Annotated in this window: 26 protein-coding genes; 13 read left to right on the forward strand and 13 right to left on the reverse strand. The window is 68.4% G+C overall.

The window, feature by feature from the left end; genetic code table 11:
• Positions 1-23: 23 nt before the first annotated feature.
• From ACWPMZ_RS10040 to ACWPMZ_RS10050, 3 genes are read right to left on the reverse strand one after another with little or no spacing between them, the layout of a single operon-like run.
• On the reverse strand, positions 24-704 hold the full coding sequence (locus ACWPMZ_RS10040) for a DsbA family oxidoreductase (protein WP_455703868.1): 681 nt from the start codon (positions 702-704) through the stop codon (positions 24-26).
• Positions 701-1,573, reverse strand: a complete 873-nt coding sequence (gene nudC / locus ACWPMZ_RS10045) for an NAD(+) diphosphatase (RefSeq protein ID WP_455703869.1) — start codon at positions 1,571-1,573, stop codon at positions 701-703. Before nudC ends, ACWPMZ_RS10040 begins: the two co-directional genes overlap by 4 nt.
• Positions 1,570-2,850 (reverse strand): serine hydrolase domain-containing protein, encoded by a 1,281-nt coding sequence (locus tag ACWPMZ_RS10050; RefSeq protein WP_455703870.1) that lies wholly within the window; start codon positions 2,848-2,850, stop codon positions 1,570-1,572. The genes nudC and ACWPMZ_RS10050 overlap by 4 nt, the downstream gene beginning before the upstream one ends.
• 101 nt (positions 2,851-2,951) lie before the next feature.
• Here ACWPMZ_RS10050 and ACWPMZ_RS10055 point away from each other — a divergent pair, with 101 nt between their 5' ends.
• Positions 2,952-3,173 carry a hypothetical protein gene (locus ACWPMZ_RS10055; RefSeq protein WP_455703871.1) on the forward strand — a complete coding sequence of 74 codons (222 nt, stop codon included), beginning with the start codon at positions 2,952-2,954 and terminating at the stop codon, positions 3,171-3,173.
• Here ACWPMZ_RS10055 and ACWPMZ_RS10060 read toward each other — a convergent pair.
• The gene (locus ACWPMZ_RS10060; protein ID WP_455703872.1) at positions 3,170-4,198 is read right to left on the reverse strand and encodes an A/G-specific adenine glycosylase; all 1,029 of its coding nucleotides are present in this window, start codon (positions 4,196-4,198) and stop codon (positions 3,170-3,172) included. The genes ACWPMZ_RS10055 and ACWPMZ_RS10060 overlap by 4 nt on opposite strands.
• A 29-nt stretch (positions 4,199-4,227) precedes the next feature.
• Between ACWPMZ_RS10060 and ACWPMZ_RS10065 the strand changes: the two genes are divergently transcribed.
• The 4 genes from ACWPMZ_RS10065 (at position 4,228) to ACWPMZ_RS10080 (ending at position 9,788) form a co-directional block, all read left to right on the forward strand.
• Positions 4,228-4,797: a DUF721 domain-containing protein gene (locus tag ACWPMZ_RS10065; protein ID WP_455704188.1), complete on the forward strand. Its 570-nt coding sequence runs from the start codon at positions 4,228-4,230 to the stop codon at positions 4,795-4,797.
• Positions 4,794-5,459, forward strand: coding sequence for a DsbA family protein (locus tag ACWPMZ_RS10070; RefSeq protein ID WP_455703873.1), 666 nt, complete (start codon positions 4,794-4,796; stop codon positions 5,457-5,459). The genes ACWPMZ_RS10065 and ACWPMZ_RS10070 overlap by 4 nt, the downstream gene beginning before the upstream one ends.
• Positions 5,460-5,584: 125 nt before the next feature.
• Positions 5,585-6,337, forward strand: coding sequence for a DsbA family protein (locus tag ACWPMZ_RS10075; RefSeq protein ID WP_455703874.1), 753 nt, complete (start codon positions 5,585-5,587; stop codon positions 6,335-6,337).
• A gap of 28 nt (positions 6,338-6,365) precedes the next feature.
• On the forward strand, positions 6,366-9,788 hold the full coding sequence (locus ACWPMZ_RS10080) for a chromosome segregation SMC family protein (RefSeq protein ID WP_455703875.1): 3,423 nt from the start codon (positions 6,366-6,368) through the stop codon (positions 9,786-9,788).
• Between the two features lie 3 nt (positions 9,789-9,791).
• Here ACWPMZ_RS10080 and ACWPMZ_RS10085 read toward each other — a convergent pair whose 3' ends face one another.
• The gene (locus ACWPMZ_RS10085; RefSeq protein ID WP_455703876.1) at positions 9,792-10,970 is read right to left on the reverse strand and encodes an alpha/beta fold hydrolase; all 1,179 of its coding nucleotides are present in this window, start codon (positions 10,968-10,970) and stop codon (positions 9,792-9,794) included.
• 142 nt (positions 10,971-11,112) lie between these two features.
• On the opposite strand from ACWPMZ_RS10085, the gene mddA reads away from it, so the two are divergent.
• Entirely contained in the window at positions 11,113-11,850 is a 738-nt protein-coding gene (gene mddA, locus ACWPMZ_RS10090) for a methanethiol S-methyltransferase (protein WP_455703877.1), read from the forward strand.
• Between the two features lie 161 nt (positions 11,851-12,011).
• Positions 12,012-12,659: an ATP-dependent Clp protease proteolytic subunit gene (locus tag ACWPMZ_RS10095; protein WP_455703878.1), complete on the forward strand. Its 648-nt coding sequence runs from the start codon at positions 12,012-12,014 to the stop codon at positions 12,657-12,659.
• On the opposite strand, the gene ACWPMZ_RS10100 is transcribed toward ACWPMZ_RS10095, so the two are convergent.
• From ACWPMZ_RS10100 to soxR, 3 genes are all read right to left on the reverse strand, one after another.
• The gene (locus tag ACWPMZ_RS10100; protein WP_455703879.1) at positions 12,610-13,833 is read right to left on the reverse strand and encodes a PQQ-dependent sugar dehydrogenase; all 1,224 of its coding nucleotides are present in this window, start codon (positions 13,831-13,833) and stop codon (positions 12,610-12,612) included. The genes ACWPMZ_RS10095 and ACWPMZ_RS10100 overlap by 50 nt on opposite strands.
• 71 nt (positions 13,834-13,904) lie before the next feature.
• Positions 13,905-14,573, reverse strand: coding sequence for a spermidine synthase (locus tag ACWPMZ_RS10105; protein ID WP_455703880.1), 669 nt, complete (start codon positions 14,571-14,573; stop codon positions 13,905-13,907).
• Between the two features lie 22 nt (positions 14,574-14,595).
• Positions 14,596-15,039, reverse strand: a complete 444-nt coding sequence (soxR, locus tag ACWPMZ_RS10110; protein WP_455704189.1) for a redox-sensitive transcriptional activator SoxR — start codon at positions 15,037-15,039, stop codon at positions 14,596-14,598.
• A 157-nt stretch (positions 15,040-15,196) separates the two neighbouring features.
• On the opposite strand from soxR, the gene ACWPMZ_RS10115 reads away from it, so the two are divergent.
• Positions 15,197-15,571: a VOC family protein gene (locus tag ACWPMZ_RS10115; RefSeq protein ID WP_455703881.1), complete on the forward strand. Its 375-nt coding sequence runs from the start codon at positions 15,197-15,199 to the stop codon at positions 15,569-15,571.
• Positions 15,564-16,382 carry an arylamine N-acetyltransferase family protein gene (locus ACWPMZ_RS10120; RefSeq protein ID WP_455703882.1) on the forward strand — a complete coding sequence of 273 codons (819 nt, stop codon included), beginning with the start codon at positions 15,564-15,566 and terminating at the stop codon, positions 16,380-16,382. The genes ACWPMZ_RS10115 and ACWPMZ_RS10120 overlap by 8 nt, the downstream gene beginning before the upstream one ends.
• Here ACWPMZ_RS10120 and ACWPMZ_RS10125 read toward each other — a convergent pair whose 3' ends face one another.
• Complete coding sequence (locus tag ACWPMZ_RS10125; protein ID WP_455703883.1) at positions 16,383-17,261, reverse strand: metal-dependent hydrolase; 879 nt, start codon at positions 17,259-17,261, stop codon at positions 16,383-16,385. It lies immediately after the preceding gene.
• A gap of 145 nt (positions 17,262-17,406) precedes the next feature.
• Here ACWPMZ_RS10125 and ACWPMZ_RS10130 point away from each other — a divergent pair, with 145 nt between their 5' ends.
• The gene (locus tag ACWPMZ_RS10130; RefSeq protein WP_455703884.1) at positions 17,407-17,994 is read left to right on the forward strand and encodes a TetR/AcrR family transcriptional regulator; all 588 of its coding nucleotides are present in this window, start codon (positions 17,407-17,409) and stop codon (positions 17,992-17,994) included.
• Here ACWPMZ_RS10130 and ygfZ read toward each other — a convergent pair.
• From ygfZ to ACWPMZ_RS10145, 3 genes are read right to left on the reverse strand one after another with little or no spacing between them, the layout of a single operon-like run.
• Complete coding sequence (gene ygfZ, locus ACWPMZ_RS10135; RefSeq protein WP_455703885.1) at positions 17,991-18,719, reverse strand: CAF17-like 4Fe-4S cluster assembly/insertion protein YgfZ; 729 nt, start codon at positions 18,717-18,719, stop codon at positions 17,991-17,993. The two genes, ACWPMZ_RS10130 and ygfZ, sit on opposite strands and share 4 nt — an antisense overlap.
• 4 nt (positions 18,720-18,723) lie before the next feature.
• Positions 18,724-19,104: a response regulator gene (locus ACWPMZ_RS10140; RefSeq protein ID WP_455703886.1), complete on the reverse strand. Its 381-nt coding sequence runs from the start codon at positions 19,102-19,104 to the stop codon at positions 18,724-18,726.
• Entirely contained in the window at positions 19,101-20,198 is a 1,098-nt protein-coding gene (locus ACWPMZ_RS10145; protein ID WP_455703887.1) for a PAS domain-containing protein, read from the reverse strand. The genes ACWPMZ_RS10140 and ACWPMZ_RS10145 overlap by 4 nt, the downstream gene beginning before the upstream one ends.
• A gap of 99 nt (positions 20,199-20,297) precedes the next feature.
• Between ACWPMZ_RS10145 and pyrC the strand changes: the two genes are divergently transcribed.
• Complete coding sequence (gene pyrC, locus ACWPMZ_RS10150; protein ID WP_455703888.1) at positions 20,298-21,341, forward strand: dihydroorotase; 1,044 nt, start codon at positions 20,298-20,300, stop codon at positions 21,339-21,341.
• Here the strand turns inward: pyrC and rarD are convergent.
• Positions 21,338-22,252: an EamA family transporter RarD gene (gene rarD / locus ACWPMZ_RS10155; RefSeq protein ID WP_455703889.1), complete on the reverse strand. Its 915-nt coding sequence runs from the start codon at positions 22,250-22,252 to the stop codon at positions 21,338-21,340. The two genes, pyrC and rarD, sit on opposite strands and share 4 nt — an antisense overlap.
• A 166-nt stretch (positions 22,253-22,418) precedes the next feature.
• Between rarD and ACWPMZ_RS10160 the strand changes: the two genes are divergently transcribed.
• On the forward strand, positions 22,419-22,889 hold the full coding sequence (locus ACWPMZ_RS10160) for a glycine zipper 2TM domain-containing protein (RefSeq protein WP_455703890.1): 471 nt from the start codon (positions 22,419-22,421) through the stop codon (positions 22,887-22,889).
• A gap of 291 nt (positions 22,890-23,180) precedes the next feature.
• Complete coding sequence (locus tag ACWPMZ_RS10165; protein ID WP_455703891.1) at positions 23,181-23,897, forward strand: hypothetical protein; 717 nt, start codon at positions 23,181-23,183, stop codon at positions 23,895-23,897.
• Positions 23,898-23,955: the final 58 nt, after the last annotated feature.

Below are 23,955 nucleotides of genomic sequence, written 5' to 3' on the forward strand. Positions count from 1 at the left end.
GGTCGCGACCGGCGCGCCGGGGATCAGACCGTTGCCAGTTCCGCCACCTTGCGGATCGTCGCTTCGAAAACCTCCGGCTCCTGCGCGCCGGGGACGAGATACTTGCCCGCGAATACGAAGCTGGGGACCGAGTTGATGCCCGCCTCGATGCCCCGGCGCTCTTCCATGCGGGTGGCGATGGCCAGCGCCTCCTCGTCCAGCGCAGCGGCGGCGGCCGAGCGGTCGAAGCCCTGCTCGGCGGCGATGTCTAGCAGGACGTCGCGATCCCCCACGCGGCGAGCCTGCTGGAAGTGCGCCTCGAGCAGCGCGACCTTGAGGCGGGTCTGCGCCTCCGGCCCCTGCGCGGCGAGCGCCCAGCGCAGCAGCTTGTGCGCCTCGAACGTGTTCCACATCATCGCCGGCTCGCCATCGGGCGTAGTGAAGCGCATCGGAAAACCGGCTTCCTCGGCCCGCTTCTCCATCCCGGTCTGCATCTCGGCGATCTGTTCGGGCGTACGGTTGTAGACCGCCGCGATGTGCGCTGCCTGGCTCTTGCCCTCGGGCGGCATGTCGGGGTTGAGCTCGAACGGCATCCAGCGCGCCTCGACCTCGATCTCGCCGTCGAGCGCCGCGACCGCCTTGGCGAACTGCGCATAGCCGATGGCGCACCAGGGGCACATTACGTCCGACCAGATCTGGACTTCGACCTTCTTTGCTTCGCTCATGCCGTTTCCTCCAGCCACCAGTCGAGCAGGTGCCACGCGACCGCCATGGGCGGCGGCGGAATGAATGTGTGGCTCTGCTCGCGTTTATCCATCGCCTCGGCCACCTCGGCGCGGGTGAACCAGCGCGCATCGGCCAGTTCGGTTTCGTCGATCATCAGCGCGTCGTCGTCGGCCATGCAATGGCAGGCGATCATCAACTGGCTGGGAAAGGGCCAGGGCTGGTTGGCGACGTAACGCACGTCGCGCACTACAACCCCCGCCTCCTCCAGCACTTCGCGTGCGACGGCTTCCTCGATCGTCTCGCCCGGCTCGATGAACCCGGCGAGCGCGGAGTAGCGGCCCGGCGGAAAGCGGCTGTTGCGCCCCAGCAGGATCCGGCCGGCGTTCTCGACCAGCATGATCGTAACCGGGTCGGTGCGCGGAAAATGCTGGGCCTTGCACGCCGGGCAATCGCGCTGCCAGCCGCCCTTGGCGATCCGCGTCGGCTGGCCGCACTGGGCGCAAAAGCGATGCCGGGCGTGCCAGTCGAGCAGGCTGCGCGCGCCGCCGTAAATTGCCAGATCGTCGAGCCCCATGCGCCCGAGCGCGGCGAAGGTCTGCGCGCGGGAATAGGCAGGATCGGGGTCGCCGGCCTCGGGCACCGCGCCGAACAGCGCCTCGCCATGGAGCAGCCCGAGGAACACAAGATCGGCGCCATTCGCATCGCCCAGCCGGCCCCATTGCAGGCTGTCGCCTTCGCCCAGGTCCGGGGTCAGCCCGTCGAGCTTGAGCAGCCGGGCGTCTGGCGTCGCCAGCGCGGCCAGGCGCGCGGGATCGGCGCGAACATGATCGGCACGGTCGAGCGGATGGCCGGTGAAGGCGATCCTCATCCGAGGCCCTGCGCCTTGAGATCGGCCAGGACCGCGGCGGGAAATTCATCCATCAGCGGGTAGGCCTGGCTGGGCATGTACTGGGTGAACAACCCGGCGCGCAGGCCGAGTTTCGAATGGATGAAGCCGATCGTCCCGGCCGCCCCGGCCCAGCCGTAGACCCCGTCCCAATCGCCGCGCCCGACGCGGCCGAGCGCGCCGAAACCCCAATCCCTGCCATAGTTTTGCTGGTTCAGAAGCGTGCGGGGCAAGATGTCGCTGGTGCCGAGGCGGACAGCCGCGGCGCTCATCACCTTTGCCCCGTCCGGCTCGCCCAGCGCGAGCAGCATGCGCAGGAAGCGGTCGTAATCCAGCGGCGAGCTCGCCAGCCCCGCCCCGCCGAACGGGAACGGCGGTTCCTCGAGGTAGATCGAATTCGCGCCCAGATCGATCGGCAGCGGCAGCCCGCCGGCGAGGAAATAGCTGGTGGTCAGCCGCTCGGCCTTCTCGTGCGGGACCTGGAAATGGGTGTCGCCCATGCCCAGCGGATCGAAGAACCGCTCCTGCAACACGCGGTCGAACGGCTTGTCCTCGACCACCTCGATCACCCGGCCGAGCAGGTCCGCGCCGGTCGAGTAGGACCAGTGCTCGCCCGGGTGGTAGACGAGCGGAAACTCGGCCAGCCGGTCAGCGAAGTTCGCCAGGCCGCGCACCGGCGTGCCGCGAAAGGCGGGCGAGGTCTGCGGCCGCGTGGCCATCGCCGGCACCACGCCGCGATCGCGCATTGCCTCGGCCAACGGGCCCTGCTGGACTATGGGATAGCCCAGGCCCGCGGTGTGGGTCAGCAAGTGGCGGATGGTGATGGCGCGCCTCGCCGGTTCGACGTCGCCCGGCCCGATGCCGCCGTCATAGACCTTCTGCACCTGCATGGTGCGGTAGGCGGGCAGGATGTCGTGCAGCGGCTGGTCCAGACCCAGCTTGCCATCGGCGATCAACTGCATCGTCGCCATGCCGGTGATCGGCTTGGTCATTGAATAGATGCGATAGAGCGAATCGCCGTCCGACCGGCGCGGCTTGCCGAAGGTGTCGGCGCCCGCGGCGATGAGCATCGGCGCGGCCTGGCCGAAGCCGAGGACGGCGACCATGTTTGCCACCTTGCGCCCGTCGACGTAGCTGGCGATCAGCCGGTTGAGGTTGGTCCAGCGCGCGGCGTCCTGCGCCATGGCCGGCACGCCGAACGCGGCCCCCGCACCCAGCGCGGCCGCGCCGCCAAGCCATTGCCTGCGTGAAAACTCCATCGGCGTCCTCTGCATCCTCGTCCGGGCGCCAGCTTAGGCAGGCGTCCCGAAAATCGCACCACAATCTTGCGCTTGCCAAGTGCCTTATCTAAGTAAGACACATGCTGAACGTGCTCTCGATCCTCACCGGACTGCTGTCGCTGCTGATAGTGATCCCCTCGCAGATCCCGCTGCTCGGCTGGGGCAACTGGTTCGCCTTGCCGCTCTGCGTCGTCGGGATAGGCCTCGGGGCGCTGTCGAGCAGCAACGGCGGGCGCAATTTCTGCCTCGTCGTCTTCGCGGTGGCGGTGGTCCGGCTGATGCTGGGCGGCGGCGTGATCTAGGCCAGCGCGAGCCGCGCGGCCTTCGCGAACAGCGTCGGCAGCCCGGCCTGGTTCAGATCGGCGACCGGCCACCATTCGCCCTCGTCGAGCAGGGAAAACGCCTCCCCCGCGTAGATCGCCAGCCCCAGTTCGAGATCGAAATGGGTGAACCCGTGGCGCACGACGCCGCCCGCCTTCCACCCGCCGGTCAGCGGCGGATCGCCCGATCCGTCGGCGCTGGCCGACCAGCCATCGTCGGGCAAGGCGCGCATCCCGCCGAGCATTCCCCTGCCCTGCCGGCGCACCAGCCAGACCGCCCCCTCGCGCTCGATCCAGAACGCGGTGCCCATGCGCTGCGGCCGGGCCTTCTTGGGCGCCTTGACCGGGAGCCGCGCGGGATCGCCCTCCGCCCTCGCCCGGCATGAGACGCTAAGCGGACAGAGCAGGCATTTCGGATCGCGCGGGGTGCACATCGTGGCGCCCAGGTCCATCATCGCCTGCGCGAAATCGCCCGCGCGCTCGTCTGGCGTGATCGTATCGGCCGCGGCGCGGATGGCCCTGCGCGCACCCGGCAGCGGCTCGGCAATGGCGAAGAGGCGGGCGACGACCCGCTCGACATTGGCATCGACCACCACCGCCCGCCGGCCGAAGGCGATCGCGGCGACCGCGGCGGCGGTATAGTCGCCCAGCCCGGGGAGCTTTCGCAACTCGCCCTCGGTGGACGGAAACGCCCCCATTTCCGCGACTTGTCGCGCACAGCTGACGAGGTTTCGCGCCCGCGAATAGTACCCCAGCCCGGCCCAGGCGGCCATCACGTCATCTTCCGGCGCGGCGGCGAGCGCATCGACCGTCGGCCACCGCTCGGTAAAGGCGCGGAAGTAGGGGGCGACCGCCGTCGTCGTGGTCTGCTGCAGCATCACTTCGGACAGCCAGACGCGGTAGGGATCGGCCGCACCGTCGCCCGGCGGAACGCGCCAGGGCAGGCGGCGCGCGTTGCGGTCGTACCAGCCGAGCAAGGCTTCAGCGATGGACCCGGTGGCGCTCACGCGGCGGCTATGGCATGGCGGCGCGGCACATGGAACGCGACGGCGACAAACCCCCACAGGCCAAGGAGCCCAAGACCGCGCGCGGCGCGAAAGCGGGGCCGGCGGTCAAGCCGTACGAACGCCCGCGGGGCGGCCCCGCAAGGCCTATCAGCGAGCTGATGCCCCAAGTCGGGCGCGCCGCGTTTCGCCGCTTCGGCTTCGTCCAGAGCTCGGTCGTCACCCGCTGGCCGGAAATCGTCGGCGAGCGCCACGCGCGCGTCTGTCAGCCCGAGGCGATCCGCTTCCCACCGGGCGAGAAGAGCGAGGGCATCCTTCAGCTCGTCGTCCTGCCCGCGCACGCGCCGATCATCCAGCACGTGATCCCTGAGATCATGGAGCGGGTGAACCGCTTTTTCGGCTACAAGGCCGTGGCCAAGGTGAAGATGCGGCAAGGCGAGGTTAAGCCGCAGAATGCTGAAAGGCCCAAGGCGCCGCCTTCGCTCAAGCCGATCCCGATGGAATTGGGGGAAAGCCTGCGCGACATCGGCGATCCGGAATTGCGCACGGTGCTCGAATCGCTCGCCCGCAGCCTGGGCGATCAACAGGACGAACAGGGATGAAGAAATCGATCGTTCTCGCCGCTCTCGCGGCGCTGGCCATGCCGGCGATGGCTGCCGGGCAGAACTGGCTCGCCACGCAGGCCTCCACGCCCGACGGCGGCAAGCGCGTGGGCAACCCGGCCGCGGAAAAGAAGCTGATCGAATTCGTCAGCTACACCTGCCCGCACTGCGGACACTTCTTCCAGGAGGCGGACGGCGCGATCAAGCTGGCGCTGGTGCAGCCGGGCAAGGCTTCGGTCGAAGTGCGCCACGTGATCCGCGATCCGATCGACGCCACCGCCGTGGCGCTCGCCAATTGCGGCGACCCGAAGAAGTTCTGGGGCAATCACGACATGTTCTTCGCCCAGCAGGACAAGTGGCTCGGCAAGGTCCAGCAGACGACGCAGGCCCAGCGCCAGCGTTGGCAGACCGGCCCCATGCCCGATCGGCTGAAAGCGATCGCAGGCGACCTGGGTTTCTACGGCATGATGGCGACGCGCGGCTACTCGCGCGCCCAGGCCGACCAGTGCCTAGGCGACGTGAAGAAGCTGCAGGCGCTGGCCCAGCAATCGGAGGCCGCGGCGACCAAATACGGCGTCTCCGGCACGCCCAGTTTCGTGCTGAACGGCAAGCTGCTCGACGGGGTGCACTCCTGGGATACCCTGCAAAAGGCGCTCAACTGAGCTGGCAGGCACCGGCAGGGTGAAAAGCCTGTGTAAAAGACCGGCCGCGTTGGTTACCGTGCTTTGCCGCAGGTGCGGCCTTCGCTAGCTTCGCCATCCGTATTTCACGCTCGTCAGGAAACGTCATGACCATGCTCCGCCGCATCGCACCCCGTTCGCTCTTGGCCGCTCTGCTCGTCGCCGGGCTTGCCGCCTGCAACGACACGGAGGCCGACGGTACCGCGCAGCAGGCCGCCATCGCTCCGGTCGCCGCGCCCGCGGGCCAGAACTGGGTCGACGTGGCGACCGAAACGCCCGAGGGCGGGTTTCTCATCGGCAATCCGAACGCGCCGGTGAAGTTGATGGAATATGCCAGCCACACCTGCCCCCACTGCGCCGACTTCGCGGCCGAGGCGGGCGAGGAACTGCGCGAGAAGTATGTCGCCAGCGGCGTGGTCAGCTACGAGCTGCGCAACCAGATCCACGATCCGATGGACCTGACCATGGCGCGCCTCGTGCGTTGCGGGACGGAGCCGACGGCCGTGATTCCGCTGGCCGAGCAGCTGTGGCAGAACCTGGGCAACATGTCGGCGCAGATGCAGGCCAACCAGGCCGCGATGCAGCAGGCGATGAGCCTGCCCGAGAGCGAGCGCTTCTTTGCGCTCGCACAGACGCTCGGCCTGGTCGATTTCATGGCAGCGCGCGGCGTCTCCAGCGATCAGCAGCGCCAGTGCCTGAGCGATTTCGCCTCGATCCAGGCGATCGCCGATCGCTCCAACAAGCAGTCCGAAGAACTCAACGTCACCGGCACCCCGACGTTCTTCATCAACGGCCGCAATGTCGGCACGCTGGGGTGGAAGGAATTGCAGGCCAATCTGCAGAACGCCGGCGCCCGGTAGGGCCGGCGGCGGGGGGGCCAGCACGAGGATGCTCTTCAGGAAGCTCAAGCTGTCGGGCTTCAAGAGCTTCGTCGAGCCTTCCGAACTGCGTATCGAGCCGGGCCTGACCGGCGTCGTCGGGCCGAACGGCTGCGGCAAGTCCAACCTGCTCGAAGCGATCCGCTGGGTCATGGGCGAGAACTCGCCCAAGTCCCTCCGTTCGGGCGGGATGGACGACGTCATCTTTGCCGGGACCGCGACCCGACCGCAGCGGGACTTCGCCGAGGTCGTGCTCGACGCGGTCGACGACGATGGCGAGGAGCTCCAGGTCACCCGCCGGATCGAACGCGGCGCAGGCAGCGCCTATCGGGTGAACGGCCGCGACGTGCGCGCGAAGGACGTGGCGCTGGTGTTCGCCGATGCCGCCACCGGCGCGCATTCCCCGGCGCTGGTCTCGCAGGGCAAGATCGCCGCGGTGATCGCCGCCAAGCCGGCCGAACGCCGGATGATGCTGGAAGAGGCCGCGGGCATCGCCGGCCTCCACGTGCGGCGCCGCGATGCCGAGGGCAAGCTGCGCCAGACCGAGGCGAACCTGGCGCGGCTGGAAGACCTGATGGCCGGGCTCGACAGCCAGATCGCCACGCTGCGGCGCCAGGCCAAGCAGGCAGAGCGCTACAAGATCCTGTCCGACCAGATCCGCATGGCCGAAGCGCGCCTGCTGTTCGCCCGTTGGCGCGACGCCGCCGCAGCGGCTGAGACGGCGCGCGAGCAGGCAAGCTCGGCCGATGCCCAGGTGGCGCAGGCCAAGGGCGCCGCCGATGCCGCGCAGAAGGCCCAGGCAGCTCTCGCACTCAAGCTTGCCGAAGTGCGCGACGAGCTTGCCGACCGGCGGGACGATGCCACTGCCCACGGGCACCGCATGGCGACCCTGACCGGGCAGCTCGAAGCGGCCGAGCAGCGGCTCGCCGACCTCGACCGGCAGAAGGCACGACTGGAGGAGGACCGCGGCGAGGCGGACCGGCTGACCGGCGATGCGGCCGAGGCGCTCAACCGGCTGCGGGCGGAGGTCGAGGCCGGCGAACAGGCCCTCGCTGCCGAGGAAGCGCGCCGCCCCTCGATCGCCGCCGCAAGCGAGGAGGCCGAACGGGCCGGGCGCGCGGCCGAACTCGCGCTGGCCCGGGCGACGGCCAACCACGCCGGTGTCGAGGCCGAATGGCGAGTGGCCGAGGCGGAGGTGGCGCAGGCGTGCACCCGGATCGAGCGCATCGGCGGGGAAATGCGCCGGCAGGACGAGGCACGGGCTGCGCTGGCGCGCGAAAGCGATCCCGAGGCTGCCGCCGCGCAGGCCCGGCAAGCTGCGGAGTCCGCCGGGCAATCGCTCAACCGCCTGCGCGCCGACCTGGAGGAGGCCCGATCGCGCCGTGAAGGGCTGACGGAGAAGCGCGATGCCGCGTCGAGCGCGCTTTCCGCGGCGCGCGCCGAACTGGCCGGCATCGAGCGTGAATACGGCGCGCTCGCGCGCGACCGCGAGGCGCGCGCGAAGCAGGCGGCGAACAAGCACGGCCTGCCGGCCGCGCTCGACAAGGTGGCGGCCGAGAAGGGCTACGAACGGGCACTGGCCGCCGTGCTGGGCCGCGATGCGCGGGCGCCGCTCGGCTCCCCTGAGCACGGGGCGGAAGGCCGCTTCTGGACCGGCTCGCAAGCGCCCGCAAAGGTTGCCGATTCCCTCGCCGATCATGTGCCGCGCTGCCCGCCGGAACTGCTCGCGCGGCTGGCGCTGGTGCATGTTGCGGACGAAGATGACGGGCGGGCGCTGGGGCCGGGCGAATGGCTCGTCACCAAGGGCGGCGCATTGCGGCGGTGGGACGGTTTCGTCGCCCGCGGCGAGGGCGCGGCGGAGGCGGCGCGGCTCGAAGCGGAGAACCGGTTTGCCGATCTGGAGCAGCAACTCCCGGCGTTGCGCCAGGCGGCCGGTGCGGCCGAGGCGGTCCACCGCGATGTGAACCAGGCGCTCGAAGCGCTGCAGAAGCAGCTGGTGAGCGACGAGCGATCGGTCGCCCAGGCGTCCGAACAGGAGCGGCAGGCCCTGCGCGCGCTCGACCAGGCCGAAGCCGCGCGCGAGCGGCTGGCGGCGCGGATCGAACAGCTTGACGCGACGGCGGCGGAATTGGCCACGCAGCGCACGGCGGCTGAGGCCGAACTGACGGCGGCCGAAGAGAAGCGCTCTGCCCTGCCCGATCCCGAAAGCGGCCGCGCTACGCTGAACGCCGCACAGGCGCGGCACGAAGCGGCGCGAACGGCGCTCCAGGCCGCGCTCGCCGCGCTTGCCGCGCACGACCAGGCGCTGGCCGTGGCGCGTGAGCGCTCCGCAGCGCAGCGCGCCGACATTCGCGGCTGGGAAGCGCGTGCCGGCGATGCCGCGCGCCGCCTGGCCGAGATGGAGCGCCGCTTCGCCGAAATCGCCGAGGAGCGAGCGGTCGTCGCGGCCAAGCCGGCGGGGCTGATGCGCGAGATCGAGCAGGGCGACACCGTCCGCGCGCGCCTGGCGGAGGACCTTGCCGCCGCCGAAGCCGCCGTCGCCGCCGTGAGCGACGAAATGAAGCGCGCCGAAGCCGCCCTGGCGGAGGCGGCCGAAGCCTTGTCCACCGCGCGCGAGAACCGCGCCGGCATGGCCGCCCGGGCCGAGAACGAGGAACAGCGGCGCGAGGAAATGGCGCGTATTTCGGGCGAGCGGTTCCAGGCCCCGCCCCCGCTGCTGGGCCAGCGCTTCGGGTTCGACGAGACCGAGGTTCTGAACGCCGGTCTCGAGAGCGAAGAGATGGACCGCCTCACCGCCTCGCGCGAGCGGATCGGGCCGGTCAACCTCGTCGCCGCGGACGAGCTGGCCAGGCTGGAAAGCCAGCATGGGTCGAGCGCGGAGGAACAGGCCGAACTCGCCGAGGCCGTCAATCGCCTGCGCGGGTCGATCGGCAGCCTGAACCGCGAGGGGCGCGAGCGCCTGCGTGCAGCGTTCGAGGCGGTCGATACGCACTTCCGCCGCCTGTTCACCCGGCTGTTCGAAGGCGGCCAGGCACATCTCGCGCTGGTCGACAGCGACGATCCGCTGGAGGCCGGGCTGGAAATCTATGCCCAACCGCCCGGCAAGCGGTTGCAGTCGCTCACCCTGCTCTCGGGCGGCGAACAGGCTCTAACCGCAACCGCACTCATTTTCGCGCTCTTTTTAACCAATCCGGCACCCATTTGCGTGCTGGACGAGGTCGACGCGCCCCTCGACGATGCCAATATCGACCGCTTCTGCGACCTGCTCGATTCCATGGTCGCCGAAACCAAGACGCGTTATCTGATCGTCACCCACAACGCCGTTACGATGAGCCGGATGCACCGCCTGTTCGGCGTGACGATGGTGGAAAAGGGCGTCAGCCGCCTCGTTAGCGTCGATCTGGGCCAGGCGGAACTGCTGGCTGCGGAGTAATCCTCAGGCGTCGAGGAACCGGCGCAGCTCGGCGCGGAAGTCCTGCCACGCCGGCTCGTGTTCCAGGAGAATGTGGTTGGCGCTGTCGAGCGGCAGGAAGCGCGCCCCGGGGATGCGCGCGGCCAGTTCGCGCCCAAGCGATGCCGGGATCACCTGATCGCGCAGCGAATGGGCGACGAGCACCGGCAGCGACAGGCGGGGCAGCAGGTCCATCACGTCGAGCAGGCCTATGGCATTCTGCAGCCGCTCGGCATTGGCCGGCGAGGTGGAAATCCGCTGCAGCTCGTTCCACCAGCCGAGCTGCTCGGGCGTTCCGCCGGGGATGTAGAGGTTGGTGAAGGTCTGCCGGAACACGGGCTTGTCGCTCCCCCATCCCGTGCGCGAGAGCGTCACCAGTGCTTCGGCCAGCCGGAGCGTCTCGCCGCGCATGCGCAGGCGCCAGCCTTGCGCAAAGCCGCCCAGCAGGATCATCCGGCGCACGCGGTGCGGATGGCGCGCGGCATAGGCGATCGCCACGGCCGCACCCTGCGACAGCCCCAGTATGTCGAACCGCTCGACCCCGGCAGCGTCCACCACGGTTTCGAGATCGTCGACGAAGGCATCGAGCGAGAGTTCGGGCGTGTCCCAGTCCGACAGGCCGTTGCCGCGCTCGTCGTAACGGATCAGCCGCCGCCCGGCCGACAGTTCCGCCAGCCAGGGCCGCCAGACCGGGCTCTTCGCATCGAAATCCAGATGGTTCAGCCAGTTGGCCGTCTTCACCAGCGGAAAGCCCTCGCCCATTTCCGACCACGCGATGGTCGTGCCGTCGGTCGCGCTGCAGTATGCGATCGCCTGCGCGGCCACGCTATCAGCACGGGGGAATTGCCCTGCGCGCGCCCAGGCGATCGGCGATGCCCCGAACTGCCGCCGGAAGGCGCGACTGAACGCCGCCTCGCTGCCGAACCCGACCCGGTAGGCCGTCTCGCTGGCGGTCGCTCCTTCCGAACGGAGGATCTCCGCGGCCCGGTCCAATCGGTAGCGGTTGCAATAGCGCATCGGCGGACAGCCGAACGCGGCGACGAACCGTTCGCGCAGGATCGTGCGGGACACGCCGGCCGCGCGGGCGAGCATGGCGATGTCGATCGGCTGGGCGTAGCTCTGCCCGATCGTCGCCAGCGCGCGATCGAGGGCCAGATCGGCCATTCCAGCGCCTGTTTCGCCAACGCTTGCGGCCATGCCCCCGGTTACCCCCTTCCGGCTTTTCAATCAATCAATACGGCGGCCCGGTCATTGCCGCGAGGGGCGCAAAGGCGGATTGTTGCGATCTTGCTTGGGGAGACCTGTCATGGCCGCCGTCGTCAGCCTGCTTTTCGCCGCCGCATCCTACGCCATCTTCTTCGCGACCTTCCTGTACCTGATCGCCTTCACCGGCGACATGCCTTTCGTGCCGGTCACGGTCGACCGTGGGCTGCAGGCTTCGCCGATCCTGGCAGCGGTCATCAACGTGGGCCTCATCGCCACGTTCGGACTGCAGCACAGCGTGATGGCCCGCAAAGGCTTCAAGCAGGCATGGACCCGGATCGTCCCCAAGCATCTTGAGCGCAGCGTCTACGTCCTGGCCGCGAGCCTGGCGCTGATCCTGCTGTTCGCCTTGTGGCATCCGATCGGCGCGACGGTCTGGTCCGTCGAGAACCCGCTCGGCCGCGGTCTGCTGTGGGCGCTGTTCGCCACAGGCTGGGTGACGGTCCTGGTCAGCACCTTCCTGCTCAACCATTTCGAACTGTTCGGACTGCAACAGACCTGGTTTCACGCCCGCCGCCGCGAGAGTGCCGCCCCGGTGCTGCGCGAGCCGTTCTTCTACCGCTTCGTGCGCCATCCGCTCTATTCGGGCTTCCTGCTGGCCTTCTGGGCGATCCCGGTCATGAGCGTGGGCCACCTGCTGCTGGCGGCGGGCATGACCGTCTACATCCTGATCGCGATCCGCCACGAAGAGCGCGACCTGGTCGACCTGTTCGGGCAGCAATACGTCGATTACCGCGCGCGCGTCGGCATGCTGACGCCGCGGATGGGACGGCCGAAATAGCGGCTGCCTGACGCCCCCTTCTGCTGGTCTGTTCACTGGCGGAGGAAAGTTCTGATCCGGCAATAGCTTGCCACCTGTCGCCACGCGTCGCGCCGGCGCGGCCACGGGAACCACAACCCGGCCGCCCGGTTCCGGTCCTGCATCGGCAGGGAGCAGGCGAGATGGCACGAGACGACCGAGACATGGCGCAAGACCGGGTCGAATTGCTGCGGCCCCGGATCGCGCTGCGCGGCGAGGTCGGCGAGGCCATGCTCGGCTCCCTGATCGAAGGGCTTCAGGCGGCCGAGCAGGACCCGCACGGCGGGGACGTTACCGTCGAAGTCTGCACGGTGGGCGGAGACGCCGAGATCGGCCGCCGGATGATGCTGGAAGTCGACCCGTTCCGCCGCGCGCTTGCCCCCCGCCGCCTGCTGTTCCTCGGCAAGACGACGGTCTATTCGGCCGGAACCACGCTGATGGCGGCGTTCCCGCGCAAGGACCGCATCCTGACCAGCGACGCGACGCTGATGATCCACTGCCGGCAACTGGAAAAGACGTTGCAGATTTCCGGGCCGATTCGCAGCAGCCGCCCCAAGATCGAGGCCCTGCTTCACCAGATCGAGGCCGGGATCGAACAGGAAACCGCCAACTTCGAGCGCTTGATCGAAGGCAGCGACGTGACGATGGACGAACTGCTCGGGAAGGCGCTCTACAACTGGTATCTGCCTGCCGGCGAGGCGCTCGAGCGTGGCCTGATCGGGGCTATCGCGGACACCGGCGTCAGCGAGCCGGGACAATCCGCAGGATCGCCCCGTCCTTCTGCTCGGTAGCCAGGTAGATGTAGCCGTCAGGCCCCTGCTTCACGTCGCGCACGCGCTGGTGCAGGTCCCACAGCAGGATTTCGCGCCGCAGTTCCTCCATGTTCTCGTTGAACACGATGCGCTGGAGATGGCCGGTGCCGGGAATCTCGCCGGTGCGCAGCGCGCCGACGAAAACATCGCCCTTCCACGCCGGCAATGCGTCGCCGGTGTAGAACATCAGCCCCGAAACCGCGATCGCGGGGGTCCAGTAGACGACCGGGGGCTCGAAGATCTCGTGCCCCGGCCGGTTGCTCGACTGCCACGGCCCCGGATAGGTGCGGCCCAGGCTGACGAAGGGCCAGCCGTAGTTGGCGCCCGGCTTGATACGGTTGAGCTCGTCGCCGCCGTTGGGGCCGTTTTCCGATTCCCACAGTTCGCCGGTCACCGGGTGGATCGCCAGGCCGAGCGCCCCGCGATGACCATAGGAATAGATCCCCTTGGCGACCGCATCGTTGCCGGCGAAGGGATTGTCGGCGGGTATCGTCCCGTCATCGTTGAGGCGCAGCAACTTGCCGCCCGGGGCCGACAGGTTCTGCGCGTCGCCCCCCGCCCCGCTCAGGAACAGCTTGCCGTCGCGCGCGAAGGTGATGACGATCAGCCCGCCCGCCTTGGGCGGCGCCTGCCAGATGTCGGCGAACCCTTCGATCCTGGAGCCCGTCCAGCGCCCCCGCCCGACGGCCGCGCGGCGACCGTCACCGTCGGGCTTGTTGTACGATAGGTAGACCAGCCGATTGGTGGCGAAGTCGGGATGCAGCGCGATGCTCATGTAGCCGTGCGAGGTGCCGGCATCGCCGGATTCGCCGCGAAACACGGCCCGCGGGCTTCCGCTCACGATGGTCGAGCGGGTCGCGCCGGGCGTCAGGTGGCGCAGTTCGCCCTTGCGGGTCGCGACCAGCATCGAGCGATCGGGCAGGAAGGTCAGCGCCATCGGATATTCCATCCGCGCGACCACCTCCACGCGGATGTCCATTCCTTCCGCCGTGCGATAGGTGAACGGTCCTGGCGCCAGCGGATTGTCGGCCACGCCGGTCGGCGCGACTGGGATGCCGTTGGCCATGGGAACCGCGCGCTGAGCCTGGACGGCGGTGAACCACAACGCAGCCCCGGCGAGCGCGCACAACGACAGCCGCGATGTCTTCATCATCCCTCTCCCCCAAATCGCCGCCGACAATGCCATTGCCGCCGCCGATGCGGAAGGGGCGTCTGTGCCGCTGCCTAAACCTGCGCGAACCAGATCGTGTGCTTGGCGCCCTTGCCATTGCTGCGGGCACGCACCTGCACCTCGTCAACCGTGAAGCCGGCCCGGCGCAGGCGGTTCGCGAAGACCGTATCCTTTGCCGCAGACCAGACGGCCAGCACCCCGCCCGGCGTCAGCGCGGCCTTTGCGGCTGCCAGGCCATCGCGGGTGTAGAGCCGGTCGTTCTCGGCCCGCACCAGGCCGTCGGGCCCGTTGTCGACATCGAGCAGGATCGCATCCCATGCGCTGCGCTTACCGGCGATCTGCAGCGCGACGTCGGCATGGACCAGCGTGACGCGCGGATCGTCGAGACAGCCGGCGGTCAGCTCCGCCATCGGGCCGCGCGCCCACTCGACGATCTTGGGCACGAGCTCTGCCACTGTCAGGCGGGCATCGGGCCCAAGCACGCCAAGCGCGGCGCGCAGGGTGAATCCCATGCCGTAGCCGCCGATCAGCCAGCGCTGGCCCTTCCGATCGACAAGGCGCGCAGCCGTCATCGTCGCAAGCGCCTCTTCGGATCCGCTCATCCGGCTGTTCATCAACTCGTTGCGGTCGAGCACGATCATGTGGTCGGGACCGCGCCGCATCAGCCGCAGCTCCGCGCCGCCGGGGACCTGCGCAGTGTCGAGATGTTCGAGCGGGATCATGCCCGCCGCCCTAGCCTTGCGCTCAGTCGAGCACCAGCCTCGGCCCGGTGGCGCCCGCCGCGCCCATCTTGTCGTCGCGGTTGTAGAGCTGGCATTTCTGCAGGCTCAGGCAGCCACAGCCGATGCATTCGTCGAGCTTGGCGCGCGTGCGGCTGAGCAGTTCGATCTTCTTGTCGATCGCGCTGCGCATCTGCTGGCTGATCTGGCGCCAGTCGCGCGGGGTGGGCGTGCGGCCGCGCGGGAGAAGCGAGAGCTGCTCCTCGATCTCCCACAGCGACAGGCCCAGGCGCTGCGCGATGAGGATAAAGCTGATGCGGCGGATGTCCGATCGCAGGAAGCGGCGCTGGTTGCCGCTAGTGCGGACCGAATGGATCAGCCCCTTGTCCTCGTAGAACCGGATCGCCGAGACCGCGACGCCCGTGCGCCCCGCCAGCTGCCCGATCGGGATGATGTCGTCTTTTGTTATCGACCCCATGACATTCACTTGTCCGAACCTCCCAGTCCCGGCCTTGACCTCAACTTAGCTTGAGGTTGCATAATGGCAAGCACGCGATTCGCCCTCGCCCGTCCCGAGGCGAAATTGTGACCTGAAACTGGATGCCGGATGAACGAAAGGGGCCGATATGCCGCAAGGCACGATGGAACATGCAAATCTGACGGTGAGTGACATCGAGCGCTCAGCCGCGTTGTTCGAGCGGCTGCTCGGCTGGGGCCAGCGCTGGCGCGGCCCGGCGATGAACGGCGGGGAGACCATCCACGTCGGCGACGAGAAGACCTACCTCGCGCTCTACACCGACCGCAAGCCGCACGCCCGCCACGCCAAGGGTGCGCCGCTCAACCACGTCGGTTTCGTGGTCGACGATCTGGCGGCTGCGGAGCAGGTGGTGCGCGACGCAGGGCTGGAACCGTTCAACCAGGGCAAGTACGAACCGGGCCCGCGAACGTTCTACTTCTTCGACTGGGACGGCATCGAGTACGAGGTGGTGAGTTATGGCTGAACTGCAGCGCTACCTTGGCCGGATCGGTTTCGCGGGCGAGCCCCGGCCCGACCGTGCCACGCTGCGCGCCCTCCACCGGCTGCACCTCGCTGCGATCCCGTTCGAGGCCATCGACGCGCAGAGCGGCGTCGTCCCGTCGATGCGGATCGAGGACATCTTCGCCAAGCTCGTCGAACGGCGGCGCGGCGGCTGGTGCTACGAGATGAACGGCCTGTTCGGCTGGGCGCTCGAGCAGATCGGTTTTCCGGTCACGCGTGTGTCATGCGGAGTCATGCAGCATGTCGGCGGCGAGGAGCGGGCGGATACGCACCTGGCGCTGCTGGTCGAAGCGGACGGGCGCACTTGGCTCGCCGACGTCGGCTTCGGCAGCACGCAGGCCGAACCGATCCCTCTGGACGAAGGCGAGCACGATCACCTCCCCTTCAAGGTCGGACTGTCGCGGATCGACGGCGCGCGCTGGCGGTTCTCGGAGCATTCGGGCGGCGACCCGTTCTCCTACGACTTCGCTGCGGCGCCCGGAGACGAGAGCCGGTTGACGGCCAAATGCCACTGGCAGGCGACCGCGGCGGATTCCAATTTCGTGCAGAACTTCGTAGCCATGCGGCGCGACGGCGACGATCACCTCAGCCTGCGCGGTCGGGTGTTCACGCGCCGGTCGGCGAACGGCGCGCAGCCGGAGACGCTGTCCAGCGCCGAGGAATTCGACGAAGTGCTGCGGACCCGGTTCGGCATCGACCACCCCAACGCCCGCGCCCTGTGGCCCGCCATCTGCGAGCGTCACGAGGCGCTGTTCGGCGCGCCCGCGAGTTGATCAGCCCGGCAGGACTGCGTCGGCGAATTCGCTTTCGTACTTACCGATCAGCGCGCGGTCGTCGTGGTTCCAGGGGTGGAAGCCCGGCAGGAAATAGCCGACCCATGCGGGGAAGATGCGCCGGAAGATTCCGGGGTTGCCGAACATGTACCAGTACAGCCGCGCGCGAGCCTTCCAGCCGGTGATCCCGTCCTGCGCCAACATGGTCAGGGCATCCTGGCTGCGATGCTTGATGAACCGCACGGTGACGTCGAGCATGACGTAGGACCGCAGTGCCCAGCGGCGCCGGCGCGGCCAGTCGCGGGTTGCCCACAGATAGGTATCGTAGGCGACGCCCTTGTGCTCGATCTCCTCGATCGCATGCCAGCGCCAGATATCGGACAGCGAGTTGCTTTCGGGGAAGAAATCCCCGGGCCTTTCCAGGAACACGCGGGCGAACATCGCCGTGTAGTGTTCCAGCGCGATGGTGACGGCGAGTTGAACGATCGGCGGGCGCGAGCGGGCGCGGGCGACATTCTCGGCGATGCCGGCGTCGATCGCGGTCATGTCGTAGCCGGCCTGCTCGGCTGCCCGGTTGAAGGCCAGGTGCTCACGGGTGTGGTTCACTTCCTGCTGCACGAAGGCGCGGATTTCCTGCGCCAAGCGCGGGGGAGCCCCGTCGCGGAAAGCCTTTACCGAATCGATGAAAAGCCCCTCGCCGCGCGGGAAGCTGGCAGATAGCGAGTTGTTCCATGCGGTGGCGATCGGATCGCCGCCGCACCACCAGCGCTCCATTTGCGCGCCGCGCCCGAAGCGCCGGTCGCGCACGGTGATCGAAAGGTCGCCCGGCGTGGGCGTTTCAAAACTCGCCGGTTCGGCGATGCGGACAGGGGCGTTCATGCATTGGCTCCGTTATGCCCACTGAAATATGCAGAACTTACATTCGTGTCAATAAGCCAACCCTGCCTTGTCGCCGTGGACGCTTCGCTCTACGTCTTGACCATGGGTCCTATAGTGGCCCGAAAACTATTGGGCATGAAAATCAATGACAACCCGCAAACGCCTCTCTCCCGAACAATCGCGTCTGGCCGCGCTTTCGGCGGCGCGATTGTTGCTGATCGAGGCCGGGCCGCAGGCAGTTACGCTCAAGGCCGTGGCCGGCCGGGTCGGCAAGACCCACGCGAATCTGCTGCATCATTTCGGGTCGGCATCCGGCCTGCAGAAGGCTCTCGCCGAGCACCTGGCGCAAGCGGTCTGTGCCAGCATCGCCGATGCGGTGCGGGCGACGAGGGCCGGCATCGGCACCCCGCGCGAGGTGGTCGACCTGACTTTCGACGCGTTCGACCGCGAGGGCGCAGGCGCGCTGGCGAGCTGGATGCTGCTGTCAGGCAACGAGGATGCGCTCGACCCCATCGTCGAGGCGATCCACGATCTGGTCGAGGAACTGCATCCCGAGGAAGCCGGACATGAGGGGCTCGACCGGATGCACCGCGTCACCCTCTCGCTCGTGCTGCTGGCGCTTGGCGATGCGCTGCTGGGCGCGCAGCTGGCCGGATCGCTCGGCCTGCCGCGTGGATCGGCCCGGGAAACGGCCGACGCGATGCTGACCCAATCGCTCCAGCCGGCGCGCTAGGCGCCTTTCATCCACGCCGGGAGCGTCGCCGGGTCGAGATCCTCGACGCGCAGGTGATCCACCGCCAGGCCGAATTCCGGATAGCTCGCCTTGCGGCGCTTCTCGTCGGATTGGCCGAGCGGCACGACCACCAGCCGGCGGTTGACCTTCTGCCGCCAGTTCATCCGCGCGGTGTTCTCCTGGCCGACATAGCAGCCCTTGTCGAAGCTGACCCCCTTCAGTTCGACCGCGTTCGCCTCGAGCCACAGGATGTCGCCCAGTTCGCCGCGCCCTTCGGGCACACCGAGCGAAAGGCGATGGCGGGTCCACGCGTCGTCGGCGCCAGTTTTGTCGTCCTCGGCAATTTTCGCGATCCAGCGCTGGCCGAGATCGGGCAACCGCGGGTCGGGCGCGCCGCCGTCGCCCAGTTGCGCCTGCCAGTAGACACCCAGCGTGTCGTCGCGTTCGATCGCGATCTTGCGCCGCAGACGATAGAGCGACAGGCGCTTGGCCAGATCGTCGGCCGCATCGGCTTCGCAGTCGATCAGCAGTCCGCCCTCGCCCGCCGGCCAGACGATGAAATCGAACATCGCCTTGCCCTGCGCGCTGAGCAGGCCCGCCCAGACCGGCAGGGTGCCGGTCACGTCATTGGTCACCAGACCCTGGAGAAAGGCGGCCACGTCTTCCCCCGGCTCCTGCGGTGACAGCCGGATCAGGGCGCGGGAAAAAAGGCGGCCCCCGGTCATCGCGTCAGGCGCAGTGGCCGCCCGCGGCGCCGAGCGCGGTGCGGATGACCTTGTGAGCGTTGGCCGGCTTCGGAATCAGCAAGGCCCCCAGAGCGCGCACGGTCTCGTTCTGGCGATCGAGATCGCCGGAATGGAGAATGTAGGGGATGCCCCGCTTCTGCAGCTCGCGTGCGACCGGTTCGCAGGTTTCGCCCTCGCCCAGGTTCACGTCCAGAATGCCGACCTGGATTTCGGGCTGCCCTTCGAGGAGCAGCGCCATGGCTTGCCGCACATTCGTGGCCGAAGACGGAACGCATCCGCAGTCTTCCGCCGCAAACTCGAGGTCCATGAGGATCATCGGCTCATCCTCCAGCAGCAGGACGCGGCATTCGCGCGCGGCGGTCACTCGCCCTTCTTCCCGATCGGCACGTATATTGTCCCCGTCAGGCCCCCGGGTGCCCAGTCGCGGTCGATCCGCCCGCCGCCGAAGCGCAGCAGGCGATCGACGATGGCGGAGCCGGTGCCGCTGCCCGGAGGCGGCGGAACCACTGGGGGCCCGCCCGTTTCGGACCATGTCAGCACCATCGAGGACTCGCCATCCACGATTTCCTCCTGCCAGTCGACCGAAACCGAACCTTCCGGCTCGGACCAGGCGCCGTACTTGGTGCTGTTGGCCGCCAGCTCGTGCAGCACCAGGCCGATGACCGAAACGACCGGAAACGGAACCCGCAGGCCGTTGCCGAGGAATACCAGACGGCCGTCGCCCCCATAGGGTTCGAGGATGGCGCGGATCGCCTGGCCGACTTCGATCCTGCCGGCCGAAGCCTCGTCGAGCGTGGTTTCGTAGGCGCGGCCGAGCGCCTGGACGCGGTCGTTGATTTCCGCCGCCTCCTTTTCGATACCGCGCATGCGGCCGGTCACGTTGACGATGCCGGAGATCACCGCGAACATGTTCTTCATGCGGTGCGACAATTCGCGCGCCATTTCGCGGGCGTAGTGCTCCTCGGCGCGCGCGGCGCGCACGTCGGACACGTCCCACTGGCTGCCGTAGAAATAGGTCAGGCGTCCGGCCGCGTCGTAGATCGGGCCGATGTGCAGCGCATTCCAGAACGGGGTGCCGTCCTTGCGGTAGTTGAGCAGCTCGACAACCGCCACGTCCTCGGTCTGCAATGCGGTGCGGATCTTGGCCACTTCCCCCTGGTCGGTGTCCGGGCCCTGCAGGAAGCGGCAATTTCGCCCGATGATCTCTTCCTCGTGATACCCGGTCAGCTGGCGAAACGCGCGGTTGGCAAACACGATCGGGATGTCGGGCTTGTGCGGATCGCACAGGCAGATCGCCATGCGCGTTTGCGCCATCGCCTGTTCGAACAGCACGCCGGACGAGCCCGCGAACTGATCGTCGGGATGCTCGCCGCGGAAGCGGTCGGGGCTGTCGTCGAAGTCGCGGGGATTGAGGGTCGCTTGCGAGGAGCCGCGTGGCGGATTGTCTTCGGTATTCAAAAGCTGGGGCCCCGCGCGAACTCGACTTGGGTCGTCAACCGCCCACCGCGCCAACGGTTCCGCGCCTTGTCGCACGCTGCCCGTGGGACTATCGGCCCGGTGATGGACACGCTGACGATCCGCCGCCCCGACGACTGGCACGTGCACCTGCGCGACGGGGAGATGCTGCAGGCGGTGGTCGGACACACCGCGCGCCAGTTCGCGCGGGCGATCGTCATGCCCAACCTTGCGCCGCCCGTGACCGACGTCGGCGCCGCCGAAGCCTATCGCGCGCGAATCCTGGCCGCTCTTCCGGAAGGCGCGGATTTCACCCCGTTGATGACGTGCTACCTGACCGATGCGACCGACCCCGACGAGGTGACGCGCGGGTTCGAGGCGGGCGTGTTCACTGCGGCCAAGCTCTACCCCGCCAACGCGACGACGAACTCGGCGCATGGGGTCACGTCGATCGCGAACATCATGCCCGTTCTCGAGCGGATGGCCGAAATCGGCATGACGCTGTGCGTTCATGGCGAGGTGACGGACGCGGACGTGGACGTGTTCGACCGGGAGGCGGTCTTCATCGAACGCTCGCTCGCCCCGCTGGCCGCACGACTGCCCGAACTGCGCGTCGTGTTCGAGCACCTGACCACCTCGGAGGGAGTGCAATTCGTCGAAAGCGCAGGCGAAAACATCGCGGCAACGATCACGCCGCAGCACCTGCACATCAACCGCAACGCCATGCTGGTAGGAGGGATAAGGCCGCACGCCTATTGCCTGCCGGTGGCCAAGCGCGAGGCGCACCGGCTGGCGCTTCGCCGGGCCGCCACCTCGGGATCGGCGAAATTCTTCCTTGGGACCGACAGCGCGCCGCACGCGCGCCATGCCAAGGAAAGCGCCTGCGGCTGCGCGGGAATCTTCAACGCGCCCTATGCGCTGGAAAGCTATGCCGCTGTGTTCGAAGCGGAGAACGCGCTCGACAGGTTCGAGGCCTTTGCCAGCGAGAACGGCCCGCGGTTCTATCACCTGCCGCTCAACGAGGGCACGATGACCCTGGTGCGCAAGGCCATCGAAGTACCCGGCGAGATCGCCGCGGGCAGCGAGACCCTGGTACCGTTTCATGCGAACGAAACGCTCGGCTGGCGTCTCGAGCAGCCGGCCTAGCTGACCGGCGCAGGCACCTGCACCGTTCGGCTGCCGCGCACCGCGTCCGCCACGAAGATCAGCGCCGCGGCCCAGATCGCGACGAAGCAGGCGAGCTGGGCCGGCTTGAGATCCTCGCCGAACACAAACATCCCGGCCAGGAACACGATCGTCGGGCTGGCGAACTGCAGGAAGCCGACCACTGTGTAGGGCAACCGCCGCGCGGCGAAGGCGAACATCGTCAGCGGCACCGCCGTCAGCGGCCCGCCCAGCGCGACCCAGGCCATCTGCACCGCCCCCTTGTCCAGCGCAGAGCCCTGCGCGCTCGAGCTGTACCAGACCAGCACCGCCAGCGCGAACGGGGCCAGGATCAGCGACTCGACCGTCAGCCCCGCCAGCGGACTGGCGTTCACCGTCTTGCGCAGCAGCCCGTAGATGCCGAACGAGACCGCCATGCTGAGGCTGAGCCACAGCGTGGTCAGCGCGCCCAGCGCAAGGAAAGAGACCCCGACCACCGCCAGCGCGACCGCGATCCACTGCGCCCGGTTCAACCGTTCGCCCAGGAACAGCATCCCCAGCACCATCATCACCAGCGGCAGAATGTAATAGCCCAAGCTGGCGGCATAGACGTGGCTGGTCTGGATCGCCCAGACGTAAAGGAACCAGTTGAACCCGATCAGCATCGCCGTGGCGAGCAGCGTGCGCATCGCCTTGCTGTCGCGCAGCACCGCGCGCACTTCGCCCATCGAGCCGCGCCACAGGAGCAGCGCCAAGCAGAACGGGATGCCGAACAGGATCCGCCAGGCGAGGAATTCCAGCGCCGGGACGCTGCGCACCGTCAGCAGGTAGATCGGCATCGATCCCCAGAACACGTGCGCGGTCAGGGCGGCGGCAAGCCCCTTGCGATCCCACTTGCCCGGCGCTTCGCTCATCGCCGGCACGATTACGCCCCGCGCCCGCGGCTCACAACCATGCCTTAGAAACAAATTTCGCTGTCATTTCAGGATGGTGTCGTTTCTTGCAGCGCCGTTGCCGAGCGTTCACCAAACGATGCATAAACCTTAACACATCGAGTGGGGCCAGTCAGGAGTCGCTTCCATGAATACCATTTTCCGTACTACCGCCCTGGCTCTGGCCGCTGGCGGTCTCGCCGCCCCCGCCGTCGCTGCAGACTTCGATCGCTCCGGCGCATCGCCCTATGTCGATGTCCAGTACGACCGCGGCAAGCACAAGGGCTGGCACAAGGGCCGCGGCAACCAGGACCGCTACTACGACCAGCGATCCTATGGCGGCGGCTACTACCAGCCGCGCACCTATTACCAGCCGCGCCAGCAGTATTACGCCGAGCCGGTCTATCGCGACACCCGCGTGTGGCGCGGCAACGACGGCCAGTACTACTGCCGCAAGCGTGACGGGACGACCGGCCTGATCGTCGGTGCCGCCGCCGGCGCGCTGCTCGGCCGCTCGGTCGACCGCTACGGCGATCGCACGCTCGGCACCGTTCTCGGCGCCGCCGCCGGTGCGCTGCTGGGCAAGGAAGTCGCCTCGGGCGGCAGCGGTTGCCGCTGATAGCGCGATAGCGAATACCGGCCGCGCCTTCCCTGTTGGGCGCGGCCGGAGCGCGGCCCCCGGGTCGTAAACTTAATGGGGTCGCGCCAAGGCGCCCGCGCATTAGGTTGTGCGGGCGCCTTGTTCGTCTGGTGGCGGCTTCCGAGCATTCCTCCGAAGGGATTGCGGCGACCCGGCGTTCATTCGCGGCCCCTCGACCGTCCGGAAACGGGACCGGCTCAATCTCGCCCGCCCCGCGCGGCAAGGCATGCGGTAAGGAGACGGCAAGACCCCTACGCTAGAGGTATGCCCATGATCCGCCGTTCGCTCGTCCTGCTCGTCCCCGCCCTTCTTCTCGCCGGCTGCGGCAAGGAGGAAACCGCGCTGCAGAAACCCGAGGACGATCCGGCCATGACCAGCGCGCTGGGCGACCAGATCATGGTCGATCCCGATCTCGTGGGTCAGAACCGCGCCGCCAATGCCGCCGTCGTCTCGAGCGGCGACGGATCGATCCCGGTGGAGGATTCCTCGCCCGAGGCGGTCGCCGCCGCGCGATCCGAAGCGCTCGACCTGGTCGGCGGCCCCGGCAAGATGAAGAAGGCCCCGCAGCCGCGCGAGATCGCCGGCGAGCTCCCAGCCGATGCCACGCTGACCGCCGCCGCCCGCGCCGCGGCCTCGCCCGGCGGATCGGGCGACTGTGCACAGGCCGCCACCTACACCGCCTCGTGGGCCGCTAAGATGCCCAAACCGTTCCCCGTCTACCCGCGCGGCGCCGTGCAGGAATCGGCCGGCACCGACGCCGGCCGCTGCCGCCTGCGGGTGGTCAATTTCACCACGCCCGTGCCGGTGAAGGAGGTCATGGACTTCTACTTCACCCGCGCCGCGAGCGCCGGCTATTCGGCACAGCACGTGTTGACCGGCGAGGAACACGCCATGGGCGGCAACCGCGAAGGCGCCAGCTTCATGGTCTACGCGCGCCGGACCCCCACCGGAGGCAGCTCGGTCGACCTGGTCACCAACGGCGGCTAGTTTTCCTTTGGGCGGGATCGGTCGGTAAATCGAAAGGCACTAAGTTCAAAGCTGCCTG

Source organism: Tsuneonella sp. HG222, assembly GCF_053819185.1.